We start from the raw sequence: 17,652 nt of genomic DNA on the forward strand, positions 1-17,652 counted from the left end.
TCGTGGTGAAGGTGCGGGTGGCCGCGGTGGACGAGCTGGAGTGGACGCTGGGCGGCTGAGGCGGGCGGTGAGTTCTTGGCGCGGGCGGCCGAGGCGGCGGGGGTTGTCGAGTGGGTTGCGCGGTGGGTCGGGGGCCGCGCGGATGTGGTCGGGCTGTTGCTGGTGGGGTCGTATGCGCGGGGTGCGGCGCGGGCTGATTCGGATGTGGATCTGGTGCTGCTGACCACGGAGCGGGGTGCGTACCTGGCGGAGGACGGGTGGGGTGCCGGGTTGGGGTTGGGCGAGTTGGTGCGGACGCGGCGGTGGGGGGTGATCACCGAGCGGCGGTTCCGGACTCCGTCGGGGTTGGAGGTGGAGTTCGGGGTCGGAGGCCCGAGCTGGGCATGCGTCGATCCGGTGGATCCGGGCACGCGGAAGGTGGTCACGGATGGCGCGCGGATTCTCCATGATCCGAGCGGGGCGCTGGGGGCGTTGCTGGTGGCGTGTGGGGTCGGGTGATCAGTGGAGCGGTCTCGGGGGTGAGTCGGTTCCGCCGCAGGCGAGCTCGCTGGCGATCGCCGGGGCTCCGGCCACGGTGGACCGGATCTCGAGGCGGACGAAGCGGGCGTGAGTGGGGTGGAAGCGGGCTCGTTTGAGGGTGTGGTCGCCGGCCCAGGAGCCGTGGGAGACCTCCTGGAAGCGGGTGCCGTCGCGGCTGGTCGCGATCCGGTAGCCGGTGATGTTGCCGTCGGTCAGGTAGTCGTAGGCGTAGTTCGTGGCGGTGTCCTGGCGGGGTAGATAGGTGAGCGTGTCGATGCCGGCGTGCACCCGGCCGAGGTCGAGCGTGATCGACTGCGGCAGCGGGCCGGCGGACTGCCAGAGGGTCTGGTCGGCCTGACCGTTCCAGCCGAAGTCGCTGTGGCCGTCGATGAGGGCCGCGGCGTTTCCGGTGGTGGCCGTCGCGGAGACGGAGGTCAGCGGGTAGCGCAGGACGTCCGGTTGGCCGGGAAGGGCGGGCCGGGTGCGGTCGGGGTGCCAGCGGGTGCCGACTTGTCGAAGCGTTTCGACGATGCTGGCGTCGAGGAGGCCCTGGGGGTTGGGCGGGCAGTTGAGGATGAAGGTGCAGTAGCGGGGTTCGAGGACGGACAGGTGGCCGTCGACGATCTGGTCGGGGGTGAGGACGGCCGACGGGGTTGAGGGGTGCCAGAACCAGCCGGCCGGGGAGATGGTTTGGCCTTGGCTGGCGGCGAGGGTGTTGCCGGGTGGGCAGAACACGCCACCTTTGGGTTCTTCGACGAAGACCAGGTCGGAGTCCCAGTGGTTGATGAGGCCGTTGAGGTCGAGGAGGAGGCAGTCGGGTTGGAGGGCGGCCACGTGGGCGCGGATCTCGCCGAACGGGATCGTTCGGTGGCCCAGGCGGGGGTGCCAGGCCCAGCCGTCGAAGATCAGCAGCGGGATGCGGCCGTAGTTGGTGAGGAGCTCGGTGAGCTGGCCTTTGACCAGGTCGAGGTCGATGGGCGCGTCCTCGTCCCAGACCGGCGGGCCGACGCCGTTGGTGCGGTCCCAGATGGAGAAGTAGAGGCAGGGCGTGATGCCGCGCGATCGAAACGCTTCGACGTAGGCGCGGACCACGTCGTGGCGGTGGCCGCTGCTCATCACGTTGTACGGCGTGTACGCGGTGGGCCAGAGGCAGAAGCCGTCGTGGTGCTTGGCGGTGAGCACGGCGAAGCGCATGCCCGCGGCCTGGGCGGCGTCGGCCCACTGGCCGCAGTCGAGCGCCGTGGGGTTGAACGACAGGGGGTCCTGATTGGGGTTGACCCATTCCATGTCGTGGAAGGTGCCCATGTTGAAGTGGATGAACATGCCGAAGCGCCAGTCGACGAAGCGCTTCTGCAGCTCGTAGCGGTTGCCGCGATCGGCGGGTGATCGCGTCGCGGCGGCGGACGCCGGTAGGGAGATCGCCGCCGCGGACGCGACACCCGCTGCCGCCAGGAAGTCTCGTCGGGTCAACCCGTCCATCACCGGGCACCTCCTCGCTGGTTGCCCAGGGCCATGAGGCTCACCGGGCCGGGCCCGCCCGCGGCACCGGCCGAGACCACGGCCAGCGCGAGCGTGTTCTCGCCGTGCTCGTGCAGCATTCCGGCGGGGAGCACGAAATCGCGCTGCGGGCCGAGGTCGTTGACGTACTTACCGATGTTCCAGCCGTTCAAGAAGATCAGCACGCGGTACGGCCGGGTGGTGTCGCCGCCGAACCGCAGGCCCACCGACACGTCCTGGTCGCGCGGCAGGTCGAGCCGGAACGTGTCGCGGTACCAGGTGATCCCGGGGACGAGCGAACCCGCGGCCGGCGAAGCGATCCGAGTCCAGGAGCGATCCGGCGCCTCGGGCAGGTACCAGCCGGCACGCTCACCGAACAGGCCGCCGTTGTTCAGCGGTCCGCGCTCGGTGTCGACCAGGTCGCGGCCGCCCCGGGTGCCCTGGATCCGCCAGGCGATGGGCACCGAGGATCCGGTTACCGACGCGCCGATCAGCCCGCGCGGCTGCTTGAACCGCATGTCGTTGGCGATCCAGTCGTCGTTGTGGCCCATGTTCTCGACCAGCACCGAGAGCACCGCGCTCGACCCGGGGGTGAGCAGGCCGGCCGGGATCGTGAAGTCGCCACGCCCCGGATCGGGGTTGGGCGTGGGGTTGTCGGGGTCGGTGTCGGCCTGGGTGCCGCCGGCCGCCTGGCCGAGGTAGCGGCCGTTGAGCCACACCTGGTAGACCCCGTTCTTGCCGGTGATCGCGTTGAGCGACACCGTGGTCTCGGCACCGGTGGCGGTGAAACGCCCGCGGTACCAGACGTGGCCGTAGTCGAAGCCGTAGTCGCCCGCATAGAGCACCGGCAGCGTTTTCGGCGGCAGCGGGCTGGTCGAGCTGGTCTTGTCCGCCACGGTCCAGTGCGAGTCATCGAAGCCCGGCTGGGACTCCGGCGCCTCTGCCCGGACCCGCCAGCCGGTCAGCTCCGGCAGCGAAACGGGGTCGGGTCCGCGCACCCGGCCGACGAGCGAGCCGCTCGCGGTCGTGCGGGTTCGAACCGCTTCGACACCGACGACCAGCCGCCGCGCCGACGCCGGCCCGAACACCTCGACCTCGCCGTCGGCCTCGGTGTCGGCCCGCAACCGCACGGTGTTCCCGTCGACCCGGGCCGACCGGGCCAGCGCCGTGCCGTTGACCAGCACCGGCCCGGCGTTGGTGTCCAGCCGCCAGAACCGCGCCGCGGTCTCGTCGGTGCCGAGTAGCAGCAGCACCGGCCGGCGCCCGCCGCCGGTGATCTCCACCCGAGCGAGTCCACTGTGGACATAGTCGAGCCGGAGGTCGCCGTTCGCCGGGTTGTACGACGAGGACACCGCGCCGTCGAGCACGCGCACCGTGGGCCGGTCCGAATAACGCAGCACGGTCGAGCCGGACTCGCCGGACCGGCCGTAGAGCAGCGCGATGTCCCGCCCGCCGATGAACGCGTGGGTCATGATCTCCGAACTGGACCACACCAGCCGCTGGCCGCCGAGGTTGTAGCCGGCCACCAGGACCTTGGCGTCCCGGCCGTTCACCCGCACTGGCACCGAGTACCGGCCGTCGGGCGCCGACCAGTCCAGAGTGGACATATCATCGGTCGACGCGGCCCGGTCGGTGTGCCGCACCAGGACGAACTGGGTCCGGGTGTCCGGGTTGGCCCGGGCGCTGGCGGCCACCAATGGGTTCGCCGGCACCGGCGCGGCGGCCGAGTCGGTCTTCGTCAGCGGCGCCACGCTCGTGACGAAGTAGCCCTGCCGCTTGAACTCGTCGTACTTCGCGGTGAGCTGGCGCGACTCGGTGATCGCGGCACCGTAGTCGTAGGAGGTGTAGACGTCGTTGGGCTGTCCCAGCCAGCCCCAGTTGGTGCCGCCGAAGGCCATGTAGAAGCTGTGCGCGGTGGCGCCACTGGTGATCAGGTTGTTCTTGTGGAAGAACTTCATGTAGCTGGGCCCGGTCAGCGCCCGGCAGGCGTCGTACCCCGCGCGGTTGAGGTCGATCGCACCGCCCTGGTACTCCGCGGCGTAGACCGGAGCGTCGTCGCGCAGCCGCTCGGTGACGCCCTCGCCCCACGGCCCCCAGGTGCCCGGAGTCTGGCACTCGAAGGACTGCGGATAGTCGTCCACTCCGGGGATCTGCACCGCACCCGGGCCGGAACCCCAACTGGAGGACCAGGAAGCCGCGTCGCAGCAGGCGTTGTGCGTGATCGGCACGGTGATCCCGGCCGCCCGCGCCTGGTTCTGCAGGTCGGTCATGTACTCCACGGAGGTGTTGACCGCGTACTCGTTCTCCACGTTGTAGAGGAGCACCGAGCCGCCACGGGTGACCTGGTGCCGCGCGATGATCGGGTTGATGTGGCCGAGCCAGTCCCGGTACGCCGCGGTGTATCCGGGATCGCTGGACCGGCCCCGGCCCGGAACCTGCTTGAGCCACGCGGGAAAGCCGCCGCCGGTGACCTCCGCGTTGATGTACGGGCCCGGCCGGGCCACCACGTACAGGCCGAGCTCCTCGGCCAGTCGCAGCAACCGGTCCACGTCCCGCACCCCGGTGAAGTCGTACACCCCGGGCGCCGGCGAGTGGTAGGCCCAGTCGAAGTAGAGCGAGATCCCGTTGAAGCCGGCCGAGCGGATCTTCTCCAGCACGTCGCGCCAGAGCTCCGGGCTGGGCAGCCGGAAGTAGTGGAACTCCCCGCTCCACAAGAAGATCCGCTTGCCGTCGACGGTCAGCGAGTAGTGGTCGTAGCCCACCTGGTGGGCCGGCCCGGGCGGATCGGCCGTCGCCCGGGGCACGGCCACCAGCGTCGCGACCGTCAGCATCGCGACGAGTATTCGGCGGATCATCGGATGTCAGCCGTGTAGGAGTCGACGTCCAGCCGGCCGTTGGCGACGAACACCTCGGTGCCGTGCTCGATGCTGGACAGGTACTTGGTGTTGGCCATCCAGCCGCGGCTGACCAGGTTGCCCAGGAAGTCCTGCAGGTGCAGGGTGGCCGCGGTGGTGTTGGACCGCCGGATGAACGAGAAGACGTTCCAGCCGATGTTGCCGCGGTAGAGATCCCAACTCGTGCCGGCGAGGTTGACCGTGCCCTGGAAGGTACCCAGCGGGCCGGCGCCGCCGGCCCGGTAGGTCCAGATCATCACCTCGTCGGTCGGGTTGTTCGGCCAGTCCGGATTGGGGATGTCGTGCAGCCACAGGTCATACGCGACGTTGAACGTTCCCGAGGCGGACACCCGGTAGCGCACGTCGGTGAAGATGTCCCGGCCGGCGTTGAGCCGCACCGGGAGCTCGGTCCCACTGGTCTTCCAGCCCCAGTGCCAGCCCAGAACGCTGCTGTCGTAGGACTTCACCTGGCTGGGGTTGTTGGCCCAGTTGTACGTGGTGTTCCAGCCGATGGTGGAACCGGTGCGGGTGTCGGAGATGCACTGGGAACCGGAGCCGGAGCTCTGCCCCCAGAGGTTGTTGTTCAGGTAGTACTTGCCGAGGGTGATGGTGCCGAACGCCGTACAGTTCGTCGTGGCCTGTGCCGGCGTGCCGGGCGCCACCGCAAGAACCGCCGCGGTGCACACCGCTGCGAGCAGGGATGTCTTGCGCAACATGGGTTCCGCCTTTGAAGTTATCGCAGCGAGAAGGTGCTGATCCGTAGGTCGCCGGTGAACACGAGGTACACCGTGTGCCGTCCACTCGCGCCGGTCAGCGCCGCGGTGCTGGTGGTGTAGGCGTACTTGTCGCCCGTGCTCGGCACCGGAACGGTGCCCACCAGCCGGCCGTTCACCGGGTCGTCCAGACGGATCTGAACCGACGCCGCGCCCGCCGCCGCCCGGGCGACCCGGACCGTGGCGTTCCGTGCACCGGCGCGCAGATCGGTGTCGGCGAAGGAGATCCAGTCACCGGCGGACCCGCCGACGGCGTCACCGCGGACCTTGCTCTCATCCACCAGGTCCACGCCGGCGTAGTCGTCGAAGTCGATCGCGCGGGTGTCCCGGGCGAGGTTGCGCGACGGGATCTGCTCGCCGTCGACCCGCACCGTCCCGCGCTGCCGGATGTCCGCGGCCGAGGCACCGACCAGGACGTCGTGCACGGCGGACTCGACCACCCAGCGACCCCGGGTCACGTCCCAGTGCGCGAGATCCGACGCGGCAAGGGAGATCCGGACCGTCCGGGTCTGGCCGGGCTGCAGGGAGACCCGCTGGAACCCGCGCAGCTGCAGCACCGGCTGCTTGTCCCGGGAGGTGCGCTGGTGAGTGTACAGCTGCACCACCTCGTCGCCCGCCCGGCGCCCGGTGTTGGTCACCCTGACGCTGACCTCGACCGTCCCGTTCGGACGGACGATCGGCGAATCGACCCGCAGGTCGCTGTAGCGGAACGAGGTGTAGGACAGGCCGTGGCCGAACGCGTAGAGCGGATCACCCTGGAAGTACTGGTACGTACGGTTCGACTTGATGATGTCGTAGTCCAGGATGCTGGGCAGGTCGGCCTCCGAGCGGTACCAGGTCTGGGTGAGCCGCCCGGCCGGGTTCGCGTCGCCGAACAGCACGTCGGCGACGGCGTGGCCGGTCTCCTGGCCGGCGTGGGACGTCCACAGGATGGCCGGGATGTTCTGCTGCTCCCAGGTGAGCGTGGTCGGGTAGCTGTTCTCCACCACCACGATCGTGTTCGGGTTGGCCTGCTTCACCGCCTTGATCAGCGCGGACTGGCTCTCCGCCAACGCCATCGTGGTCCGGTCGTGGTCCTCCCGGCCGTTGATGAACGGCATGCTGCCGACCACCACGACCGCGGCGTCGGCCCCGGTAGCGGTGCGCACGGCGTCGTTCACGCCGGTGCTGATCGTCTCCTTGCGGAACCGGGCCGCACCGGCCGCGTCCGGGGAGCCGAGCGTGAGCGTGCCGTCCGCGGCCACGGTCAGGTAGTTGTTCGGGCCCTCCCAGTCGTTGGGGGTCTCGAAGCCGACGTAGTGCACGACCACGGCGCCGTCGCCGGCGTCCTCGAGCTTGAACTGCTGCTGGACGAACCAGTCGTGCGGCTGCGCGGCGCGGTTCACGAACGGGCTGGTGGCGCCGAAGTCCTGACGCTCCACGTACTTCCCGTTGGCGGCGCTGCGCAGGGTCAGCACGCCCTGGCCCCAGTCGAACGCGTCGAACTGCTCGGTGGCGCCCGCGCTCGCGCCGGCCGCCTTGAGCACGGCACCGTCCACACCGGACCCCGCGGTCAGGTACCGGCCGGTGCTGGCCTCGCGCAGCGCGATCCGGTCCACCGCCTCGGTGTTCGCCACGGTCGCGCCGCTGCCGAGCCGCGCCTTGATCCCGTCCAGCGGGGTGACCCGGTACGGCAACGCGCCCGAATACCAGTCGGTGTAGAGCGTGTCGGACAGCGGCCCGATCACCGCGACGTTGCGGGTGCGGGCGGCGTCCAGCGGGAGGTTGCCGTTGTTCTTCAACAGCACCACGGATTCCGCCGCGGCCTTGCGGGCAAGTGCCTGGTGCGCCGGGGAGTTCACCACGTCCTTGCCGATCTTGGCGTACGGTCCGCCGTCGGGGTCGAAGTCGCCGAGCCGGAACCGGATGCTCAGCACGTGCCGCACCGCGGTGTTGACGTCGGCCTCGGTGAGCAGGCCCTGCGCCAGCGCGGAGTTGATGGTGTCGATGGTGGGCTGGGAGTTCTGGTTGTCCACGGTGAAGCTGTCCAGCCCGGCCTTGAGCGTGGCGGCGAAGCCCTCGGGGTTGGTGGCGTAGTACTGCTCCGAGCCGGTCAGGTTGTACGGCGCGAACGCGTCGCTGACGTTGTACAGGGTCTTGTTCGTCCACGAGCGCACGGCGTCGTCGAGGTCCGGGCTGACCGTGTTCGGCCGGCCGTTGACCAGGTTGTACGAGCCCATCACGCCGGTCGCCGCGTTCGAGGAGATGGCCGGCTTGAACGCCAGCTCGTCGTACTCCTTCTTCACCCGCGGCGGCAGGTTGGAGGACGTGGTGTCGCGATGGATCTCGTTGTTGTTGGCCAGGTAGTGCTTGAGCACCGGGGCGGTCTTGAGGTACGTCGGGTGGTCACCGGAGAGGCCTTTGCCGTAGGCGGTGGAGATCGCGCCGGTCAGCAGCGCGTCCTCGGAGTAGCCCTCCTCGTTGCGGCCCCACCGCGGGTCCCGCAGCAGGTTCACCACCGGAGCCCACACCTGCACGCCCCACACCCCCGGGTTTTCCGCGTTGTAGGCCCGGGCTTCGTCGCCGACGGCGGCGCCGACCTGCCGGATCAGCGTCGGGTCCCAGGTCGACGCCAGGCCCACGGACTGCGGGAAGACCGTGGCGTTCGCGGTCACCACCGCGCCGTTGTTGTTGCGGTCTGTGGTCCAGGCCAGGCCGTGCAGCGCCTCGGTGCCGGTCTTGAACTCCGGGATGCCCAGGCGCGGGATGGCGGGCTGGAACTGGTGCAGCAGCGAGACCTTCTCGGCCAGCGTGAGCCGCTTGAGCAGGTCGTCGACCCGCACGGACAGCGGCACGTCGGGATCGCGGAACGGATACTCCGCACGCTTCTCCGCGGCGGCGACCGGTCCGGTGAGGGCGGACATCAGCACCACGGAGACGGCGAGAACGCCGAGCCGGCGAGAACGGTTGGTGGCACTTCGGTTCCTCATGGGCGCACTCCATCGGGCCGGTCGAACGGAATTGTCGAAGCGCTTCGACTATCGCGAGCCGGTATCGGAGGTCTGATTATGTTGGTGGTCCAGCTACCTGCAGAAGGAGATCGCCATCGGGGGACCGCCCCAATCGAAGCGGTTCAACGACGTAACGGCGATGTTAAGCCCGCGCGGAGCGGGAAGACAACGGCTGAACCGAAAAACGCGGCCAACCACGGGTTTCATCATCACTCCTCGGGGAGTCTTATGATCAGTTCCGGGCCGTGGGCGTGGATGAGGGTGCCGTGCTCGTGGCGGGCTGCCGTGCCGCCGGCGACGGACACCACGGATTCGATGCCCACCAGCAGGAATCGCCAGCCCATCGGGGGGTGGTCCGCCCAGACCCGCACGACCGGGCCCTCCCGCCTTGTCTGGAACGTGCACGCGACCTCGCCGGCCACGGTCGGGATCACCGTGGTGACGGTCGCGTCGTCGGCGATCTCATAGGCCTGCAACGTCACCCGGTCGGCGTAGTCGTAGCCGGGCCGGTCCTCCGCCGCGCCGAAGGGAACCACCGCGCCGGGGCGGACCAGCAGCGGGACGCTGTCGAACCCGTGCGTCTCGCGCACCCAGCCCGGTCCGGAAACCCGTTGCCCGGTAAGCAGGTGCGTCCATACGCCGGGCGGCACGTAGTAGTCGACCGCGCCGTCCGCGGTGAAGACCGGGGCCACCAGCAGGTCGTCGCCGAGCAGGTACTGGCGGTCCAGGTAGGTGCAGGCCGGATCGTCCGGAAACTCCACGACCATGGCGCGCATCATCGGAATCCCCTGCAGGTGCGCCACGCGCGCCGCCTGGTAGAGGTACGGCATCAGGCCGATCTTGAGCTTGGTGAAGCGCCGCAACACCTCCACCGCTTCCTCGTCGAACAGCCAGGGCACCCGGTAGGAGCGGTTGCCGTGCAGCCGGCTGTGCGAGGACAGGAGTCCGAACGGGACCCACCGTTTGAACAGCGCCGCGGTCGGGGTGCCCTCGAAGCCGCCGATGTCGTGGCTCCAGAAGCCGAAGCCGGACATGCAGAGCGACAGCCCGCCCCGCAGGCTCTCCGCCATCGACTCGTAGGTCGAGGAGTTGTCGCCGCCCCAGTGCACCGGAAACTGCTGGGAGCCGACCGTGGCCGACCGGGCGAACACCACGGCCTCACCGTCACCCCGGCGTTTGCGGAGCAGCTCGAAAACCGTCCGGTTGTACAGGTAGGTGTAGTAGTTGTGCATGAGCTCGGGATCGGAGCCGTCGAAATACCGGACATCGGTGGGAATGCGCTCGCCGAAATCGGACTTGAAGCAGTCCACTCCCATGTCCAGCAGGGCGTCCAGTTTGGACGCGTACCATTCTCGGGCGTCCGGATTGGTGAAGTCCACCACCGCCATGCCGGGCTGCCACAGGTCCCACTGCCAGACGTCGCCGTTGGGCCGGGTGAGCAGGTAACCGTGTGCCTTCCCTTCGGCGAACAGCGGCGAGCGCTGCGCGATGTACGGGTTGATCCAGACGCATACCTTGAGGCCCTTGGCTTTCAGCCGGGCCAGCATGCCGCGGGGGTCGGGAAACGTGCGCGGGTCCCACTCGAAGTCGCACCAGCTGATCTCGCGCATCCAGAAGCAGTCGAAATGGAAGACCGACAGCGGGAGGTCGCGCTCGGCCATGCCGTCGACGAACTCGGTGACCGTCTGCTCGTCGTAGGAGGTGTTCCAGGAAGTCGACAACCACAGGCCGAAGGACCAGGCCGGCGGAAGGGCCGGCCGGCCGGTGAGCGCGGTGTACTTTCGCAGGATCTCCTTCGGTGTCGGGCCGTAGATGAGGAAGTACCGCAGCGCCTGGGTCTCCGCGCTGAACTGAATTTTGGTGACGTCTTCGGAGGCGACCTCGAAGGAGACGTTCCCCGGGTGGTCGACGAATACCCCGTAGCCGGCATTGGTCAGGCAGAACGGCACGTTCTTGTATGCCTGCTCGCTGCACGTGCCGCCGTCGGCGTTCCAGATGTCCACCGACTGGCCGTTGCGCACCAATGGACCGAACCGCTCCCCCAGCCCGTACACCGCGGCGCCGAGGCCGAGGCTGAGCCGCTCCCGCACGTGGTGCTCGCCCGCGTCCGTGGTGATGAACGCCAGGTCCTCCGGCCCGCTCGTGGTGAGAACCCGGTCCCCGGCAAGGAAATCCACCTGCCAGCCGCCGTCGCGGCGGACCCGGGCGGAGAGCGCGCCGGAGGTCAGCACCGCGGCGTCCGGGCCGCCGGCGAGCACCGCGTCCTGCGGGGTGGCCTCGGCCAGCAGCTCGAACCGGGGCGGCCGGGTCACCTCGCCGGCGAAATGGGTGACCGAGACACCGATGACGTCCGGCATCGGCGCCGAGAAGTCCACCGTGAACACCGGGCCCTGCTGCAGATCCACCCGGTCGCGGACGTGGTAGGCCGGGGCGTAGACGGTCAGCGTGCCCAGGCCTAAGTCCACGTCGAGCACCTCGTGGGCATAGGCGGGGTGAACCCCGGGCCGCATTCGCCACCGTCCGTCCGTGAACTTCATTTGACCGCTCCCACCGCGATTCCACGGGTCAACGTGCGCTGGAAAATCAGGAAGAACACCACGGCGGGCAGGATGCCGAGCAGCGCCGAAGCGCTCTGCGTGGTGGCATCCATCAGCCGTTGGCCTTGCAGCACACCCAATGCCACCGGAACGGTCTGGTTCTCGTTGGAGATCAGCATCACCAGCGGAATGAAGAACTCGTTCCAGGTCCAGATGAAGAAGAACACCAGCAGCACCGACAGGGTCGGCCAGCTCATCGGCACCACGACCCGCCACAGCACCTGCCACCGGCTCGCACCGTCCACTCTGGCCGCTTCGAGGATCTCCCGCGGGAACGCGGACAGCACCGAGGACAGCAGGTAGGTGCCGAACGCGCTCTGGATGGCGGTGAAGATGATGATCACGGCGAGCCGGGTGTCGTACAGGTCGACCTGCTTGGCCAGGAAGTACAGCGGGTAGACCAGGGCCTCCTGCGGCATCAGGTTGGCCAGCAGGAAGATCGCAATGATCCACATCCGGCCCTTGATCCGGCCGATGCCGAGCGCGTAGGCGGTGACGATCGACACCAGCACCGCCAGCACGGCCACCGAGGCGCTGATCACCGTGCTGTTCCACAGCTTCTCGCCGAAGTCCACGCGCACCCAGAAATCGACGATCCCCTTGAAATACACGGTTTCCGGCAGCCGCAACGGGCCGCGCTGGGCGTAGTCGGACGGCGACTTCAGCGCGTTCACCGCGACCAGCGCGAACGGGATGAGGGTGAGCACCGCGATGACCACCAGGACGGCCAGCACGATGTGCCGGACGGGATCTCGGCGGCGCCGCGGGGTGCGGGTGGCGATGGTGGTCATGCCTCAGCCCTGCTCCCTGCTCTGCGCGCGGAGGAACAGGAACGTGAGGCCCATGATGATCGCGGTGAGCACGGTGGCGATGGCGGCGCCGTAACCGACGTTGGCTTTCTCGAAGAAGTTCTGGAAGGAGAAGTAGGACGGCACGTTGGTCGCGCCGCCCGGGCCGCCGCGGGTCAGCACGAAGATCTTGTCGAAGGTCTTCAACGCGGCGATCGTGCAGGTCAGCAACACCACGAAGATCTCCGGCCGGATCTGCGGCACGCTGATCGACCACAGCCGCCGCCACCAGGACGCGCCGTCGAGCTCCGCCGACTCGTACAGCTCGGGGTCCACCCGCTGCAGGCCGGCCATGAAGATCACCACCGGGTAGCCGAGCTGGATCCAGACCAGCACGCCCATCACCGACAGCAGCGCGGTGTTCTCGTCGCCCAACCAGTTGTGCGCCCAGGAGTCCAGCCCGACGAAGCGCAGCACCGTGTTGGCCGCGCCGTATTCCGGGTGCAGGATCCAGCCCCACACCACGCCGGCCACCACGGCGGGCAGCACCTGCGGCAGGTAGAACGAGGCCCGCAGGGCGCTCGCGGTGCGCTGGCCGAACCGCTTGCCGATCACGTCGAACAGGGCGTTGGCCAGGATCAGCCCGAGAAACGTCGGGATGATCGCCATGGCCACGATCAGCGCCAGGTTGTGCCGCGTCGAGGCCCAGAAAGTCTCGTCGGTGAACAGTTTCCGGTACTGGTCCAGACCGACCCAGACCGGTGTGCCGGCGCCCTGCCAGCGGGTGAAGCTGATCCCGACGTTGATCACCAGCGGCACCGCGACGATGGCGACGAACAGCACGACGCCCGGGATCAGGTAGGGCAGGTAGCCGAGGTTGCGGCCCGGCCGGCGGTTGTGGGCCGGCCGGGCCGCCGGTCGCGGCGTCGAGGCGACCGGAGTCGGCGCCGCCTGCACCGGAGTTCCCATCGCGCTATCCACCAAGGTTTGCGGCATTCTCCTGGTACGGCTTGGCGATCTCGTCGAGGAACTGGTCCGGTGAGGCGCTTCCGCTGATCAGCTTCTGGGTGGCGGACACCAGCACGTCGTAGTAGCCGGGCGCGGGCCAGTCCGGGTAGAAGGCCAATCCGTCCCGCTTGACCAGCGTGTTGAAGTCCTCGATCAGGGTCTTGGTCGGCGGGTCGGTGACCGCGGCCGGATCGGCGGCCACCGGCACCCCGCCGGAGTTGCCGAGCACGGCCTGGTTCTGCTGCTGCATGGTGATGTTGATGAAGTCGTAGGCGAGGTCCTTGTTCTTGGAACCCTTGGGCACCACCCAGATGTTGCCGCTGGAGCCGGCGCTCATCTTGGCGGGCCACAGGAACGCGCCCCACTGGAAGTTCTTGATCTGGCTCTGCAGCCGGCCGAACCACCAGGTGCCGGAGATCATCATGGGGAACTTGCCGGCGATGAACGCGAGGCCCATGTCCTCGGCCTTGATGCTGGTGGACTGCTTGTCGATGTAGCCCTTGTTCACCCAGTCGACGAACGTGTTGGCCGCGTAGGACCAGACGCTGTCGTGGAAGTCGACCTTGCCGGTGTAGCGCTGGTAGCGGTCCACCCAGTCGCGGTTCGCCTTGGACAGCGCCAGCTCGTAGAGCACCTGGTGCGCCGGGTACTCCGCGCCGCCGACGGAGAGCGGGGCGACGCCGGCCTTCTTGAACGTGTCCAGCGCCGCGGTCAGCTCGTCCATCGTGGTCGGCACCTTGACGTTGTTCTTCGCGAACAGGTCCTTGTTGTAGAACACCAGGACGTACTCGGCGTAGTTGGGCACCCCGAACCAGCGGTCACCGCCCATCACCCCGCGCTGGTCGTACTTGGCCGTGGTCTGCAGGTTCGGGCTGAGCTGCTTGTCCCAGCCGCGCTTGGTCACCTCGTCGGTCAGGTCGGTGAGCAGGCCCTGCTTGGACAGCAGGCCGGTGGTGGCGTTGCCCTTGTTGTACTCCATGAGATCCGGCGCGTCGTTGGAGTTGAGGATCATCTGCGCGGTCTTCTGGATCTGCTCGAAGCCCTTCTCCTCGAACTTCACCGTCACGTTGGGGTGGCTGCTCTGGAACTCCTTGACCGCCGCGGCCCAGGCCTTGCCCATGGCGCTGTCCGGGCCCTCGTAGTACCAGAGCTTGAACTCACGCGGGCCGCTGTTGCCCGCCGAGCCGCTGTCGTTGCCGCAGGCGGCCAGCATCACCGACGCCACGAACGCTGCCAGCAGGCCCGCACCCTTACCAAGGAGACCGAAAGTAGGCCGACCAACGCAAGGGCGGGACCTGCGGCGACTCCTACTTTCGGTCGGATTGGTATCTACCAACACAGTTCCTGCCCTGAACCTCATTGTTCCTCCAAGCGGTCACACTGTCGAAGCGCTTCGACAGCACGCACGTGAGTGCGCTTGCGGATCTGCGGTTGTCGAGTTAGCCCACCAGCATGGCCGTGCTCTGCCGTTCGGTCAGCTTGGGTGGGAGGAGGGTGGTGCTCGAGACGTGCTCGCCCCGGGCCAGCTCGCCCATCAGCATCCGGACGGCGCTGCGGCCGAGCTCGTCGGCTGGGATGGCGACCGAGGTGAGCGACGGGCGGGCCTGCTCGGCCTGCTCGTCTGGGCAGATGGCCACCACCGAGATGTCGTCCGGCACCTGGGCGCCCTTGTGCGCGAACGCGTTCAGCACGTGCCCGATGATCGACTCGTTGTGGATGACCACGCCGGTCACCCGCGGCCGTTCGGCCATCAGCTTCTCCACGACGGCCTTGGCCGCCGCCTCGGTGGGCTCGCACGGGTACGCGCTGACCTTGACCCGGCGCTGGCCCGCGGCCTGCCTGAACCCGCCGAGCAGCCGGGTGGCGAAGCCGGTCTCCCGCTTGTAGACCTCCGGCGGCGAGCCGATCAGCGCGACCCGGCGGTGCCCGTTGCCGGCGAGGTGGTTGAGGCAGACCGCGCCGGCAGCGGTGAAGTCCAGGTCGATGCAGGTGAGTCCGGAGGCGTCCTCCGGTACACCGATGAGCACCGCCGGCCGCTTGAGCGCGCGGAGCGCCGGGAGCCGGTTGTCGTGCAGCTCGACGTCCATCACGATGATCGCGTCCACGAGCGAGGTGCCGGCCACCCGCTGCAGCCCGGCGACGCCCTCGTCCTGGGTCAGCAACAGCACGTCGTGGTCGAAGGTCCGGGCCTCGGTGACCACCGACGTGGCGAACTGCATGATCACCGGGACGTGGATGCCGCTGCGCAGCGGGACGACGAGCGCGACCACATTGGACCGGTTGCTGGCCAGCGCCCGGGCGCCGGCGTGCGGGTGGTACCCCAGCGTGCGGACGCTGCGCATCACCCGTTCGCGGGTCTGTTCGGAGATCGTCCGCTTGCCGCTGAGCACGTAGGAGACCGTGCTCGGCGCCACCCCGGCATGCCGGGCCACGTCGTCGATCTTGACCACGATGTCACCAGCCCACTGTCGAACCGCTTCGAAGTCGAATCGCTTCGACAGGTCACTGTACGAGCGACAAGCCTGCACGGCAATGCTTCGCACCCGGCATCATTCGAGCGGGTGGCACCCCGTGGTCGAAGCGCTTCGACCAGCCCGCCTCCGAAATTAACGGATTGTGGCTGGGTGCCGTCACGGTCCCCTGAGGTGCAGTTGGTAGGTGGTCGCGGAGTGGTAGGTCTGGCCGGGTCGCAGGACCGTCGATGGGAAGTCAGGGTGATTGGGCGAGTCGGGGAAGTGTTGGGTCTCCAGGGCGAAGCCGTCGCCTGCGCGGTAGAGCTTGCCGCTGGTGCCGGTGAGGGTGGAGTCGAGGAAGTTGCCGGAGTAGAACTGTATTCCGGGCTCGGTGGTGTGGACGGTGAGGACGCGGCCGCTGCGCTCCTCGGTCACCCGCGCGGCGAACTCCAGCTCGCGGAGGGTGGGGTCGCGCCGGTCGAGGACGTAGTTGTGGTCGTAGCCGCGGCCGAACACCAGTTGCTCGAAGGCGCCGTCGCGGATCCGTTCGCCGATGGCGGTGGGGCGGCGGAAGTCCATGGGGGTGCCGGCGACCGGGTCCACTGAGCCGGTGGGGATGAGCGCCGCGTCGACCGGGGTGTAGCGGCTGGCGTTGATGGTCAGCTCGTGGCCGTTGATGTCGCCGGTTCCGTCGCCGGCCAGGTTGAAGTAACTGTGGTTGGTGAGGTTGACGATGGTCGGCGCGTCGGTGGTCGCCCGGTAGTCGATGCGGATGGTGTTGTCCGGGGTGAGCCGGTAGTCCACCGTGATGGTGAGCGTGCCGGGGTAGGACTCCTCGCCGCTCGGGCTGACGTAACGCAGCCGCAGGCCGGCCGTTGCGTCCTCGTGGATCTCGGCGGCGGCCCAGACCCGTTTGTCGAAGCCGAGGTCGCCGCCGTGCAGGTGGTTGACCCCGTTGTTGTTCGTGGCGAGCTCGTAGCTGACGCCGTCCAGGGTGAACCGCCCGGCGGCGATGCGGTTGCCGTACCGGCCGATGATGGCACCGAAATATGGCGAGTTGTCCGTGAGGTAGCCGGTGAGGTTGCTGAATCCGAGCGCCACGTTGGCGATCCGGCCGTCCCGGTCGGGAACCTCGACGGTCTGGATGATGCCGCCGTAGGTGAGGATCCGCACCCGCACGCCGTGGCCGTTGGTCAGCGTGTACCGGTCGATCGTGACCCCGTCGGGGGTCGTCCCGAAGACGTCCTGCTCGACCCGCGGCGGGCCCGACGGGTCGACGGCCGCGCTCAAGAGTGCCCGAGGCGCTGCGAGAGCTGCCGAGCGCCGCGCCGGACCAACTCGGTCCACTCCGCGCGGCGGGTCTCGTCCCAGCGGATGTTGGGCACCGAGATGCTCATCGCCGCCACCATGGTTCCGGTCCGCTGGTAGACCGGCGCGGCCACGCAGTGCACCGCGTCGTTGGACTCGCAGTCGTCGTAGGACACGCCGCTCTTACGCACCTCGGCCAGGTGCGCGCGCAGCCGGGACGGCGAGCTGATGCTGTGCGGCGTCATCGCGATCAGTTCCTTGTCCCGCGGGTAACGCGCGTCCAGCGCCTCCGGGGAGAGCGCGGAGAGCAGCATCTTGCCCACGCCGGTGCAGTGCGCCGGCAGCCGGCGCCCGACCGCGGACACCATCCGCACCGGGTGGGTGCTGTCCACCTTGGCGATGTACACCACGTCGGTGCCTTCGAGCAGGGCGACGTGCACGGTCTCGTCACACGCCGCGGCGATCTCGTGGGCCACGTCCTGCGCCTCGCGGGCGAGGTCGAGCCGCTCGGCGAAGCTGCTGCCGAGCAGGAACAGCCGCAGCCCCAGACGGTAGCGGGTCGGCTGGCCGGGAATCGGCGTCAGGTAGGACCGGTCGGCGAGGGTGGTGACCAGCTCATGCACGGTGGTCCGGGGCAGGCCGAGCCGCTCGGTGATCTCCGGTGCGGAGATCTCCGGGGTGTCGAGGAGCAGCTCCAGGATGTCCAAAGCCCGGCCGACCGCCGGCACGGCGCGACCCAATGACGTCACCTCGTCGAATACGGTACGGAATGTCGAACGGAGCCTAGGGACGCACGGCCTGACCTGTCAAAACGAGGCGTGGCAT

12 protein-coding genes are annotated in these 17,652 nt (G+C 68.8%); 1 reads left to right on the forward strand and 11 read right to left on the reverse strand.

The annotated features are described in order from the left end of the window. Positions 1-75 precede the first annotated feature (75 nt). On the forward strand, positions 76-498 hold the full coding sequence (locus VGR06_RS25385) for a nucleotidyltransferase domain-containing protein (RefSeq protein ID WP_327561628.1): 423 nt from the start codon (positions 76-78) through the stop codon (positions 496-498). Here the strand turns inward: VGR06_RS25385 and VGR06_RS25390 are convergent, their stop codons facing one another. The 11 genes from VGR06_RS25390 to VGR06_RS25440 all read right to left on the reverse strand — a co-directional run bounded on the left by VGR06_RS25390 (position 499) and on the right by VGR06_RS25440 (position 17,567). Continuing rightward, positions 499-1,998, reverse strand: coding sequence for an alpha-L-fucosidase (locus tag VGR06_RS25390; RefSeq protein WP_327561629.1), 1,500 nt, complete (start codon positions 1,996-1,998; stop codon positions 499-501). It lies immediately after the preceding gene. Further along, on the reverse strand, positions 1,998-4,847 hold the full coding sequence (locus VGR06_RS25395) for a beta-galactosidase (RefSeq protein WP_327561630.1): 2,850 nt from the start codon (positions 4,845-4,847) through the stop codon (positions 1,998-2,000). Before VGR06_RS25395 ends, VGR06_RS25390 begins: the two co-directional genes overlap by 1 nt. Positions 4,848-4,867: 20 nt before the next feature. Next, positions 4,868-5,626: a GH12 family glycosyl hydrolase domain-containing protein gene (locus VGR06_RS25400; RefSeq protein ID WP_327561631.1), complete on the reverse strand. Its 759-nt coding sequence runs from the start codon at positions 5,624-5,626 to the stop codon at positions 4,868-4,870. Positions 5,627-5,643: 17 nt separating this feature from the next. Then, positions 5,644-8,652 carry a glycoside hydrolase family 3 C-terminal domain-containing protein gene (locus VGR06_RS25405; RefSeq protein WP_327561632.1) on the reverse strand — a complete coding sequence of 1,003 codons (3,009 nt, stop codon included), beginning with the start codon at positions 8,650-8,652 and terminating at the stop codon, positions 5,644-5,646. Between the two features lie 230 nt (positions 8,653-8,882). After that, entirely contained in the window at positions 8,883-11,210 is a 2,328-nt protein-coding gene (yicI, locus tag VGR06_RS25410) for an alpha-xylosidase (protein ID WP_327561633.1), read from the reverse strand. Further along, the gene (locus VGR06_RS25415) at positions 11,207-12,061 is read right to left on the reverse strand and encodes a carbohydrate ABC transporter permease (RefSeq protein ID WP_327561634.1); all 855 of its coding nucleotides are present in this window, start codon (positions 12,059-12,061) and stop codon (positions 11,207-11,209) included. Before VGR06_RS25415 ends, yicI begins: the two co-directional genes overlap by 4 nt. Before the next feature lie 3 nt (positions 12,062-12,064). Beyond that, positions 12,065-13,027 (reverse strand): sugar ABC transporter permease, encoded by a 963-nt coding sequence (locus tag VGR06_RS25420; protein WP_327561635.1) that lies wholly within the window; start codon positions 13,025-13,027, stop codon positions 12,065-12,067. A 4-nt stretch (positions 13,028-13,031) separates the two neighbouring features. After that, on the reverse strand, positions 13,032-14,291 hold the full coding sequence (locus VGR06_RS25425) for an ABC transporter substrate-binding protein (RefSeq protein ID WP_327561636.1): 1,260 nt from the start codon (positions 14,289-14,291) through the stop codon (positions 13,032-13,034). Positions 14,292-14,505: 214 nt separating this feature from the next. Continuing rightward, on the reverse strand, positions 14,506-15,516 hold the full coding sequence (locus tag VGR06_RS25430) for a LacI family DNA-binding transcriptional regulator (protein WP_327561637.1): 1,011 nt from the start codon (positions 15,514-15,516) through the stop codon (positions 14,506-14,508). 180 nt (positions 15,517-15,696) lie between these two features. After that, positions 15,697-16,809, reverse strand: a complete 1,113-nt coding sequence (locus tag VGR06_RS25435; RefSeq protein WP_327561638.1) for an aldose epimerase family protein — start codon at positions 16,807-16,809, stop codon at positions 15,697-15,699. Beyond that, positions 16,806-17,567: an IclR family transcriptional regulator gene (locus VGR06_RS25440; protein ID WP_414637328.1), complete on the reverse strand. Its 762-nt coding sequence runs from the start codon at positions 17,565-17,567 to the stop codon at positions 16,806-16,808. The genes VGR06_RS25435 and VGR06_RS25440 overlap by 4 nt, the downstream gene beginning before the upstream one ends. Positions 17,568-17,652: the final 85 nt, after the last annotated feature.

The sequence above is a fragment of the Actinophytocola sp. genome (assembly GCF_036002505.1).
GTDB lineage: Bacteria > Actinomycetota > Actinomycetes > Mycobacteriales > Pseudonocardiaceae > DASYTH01.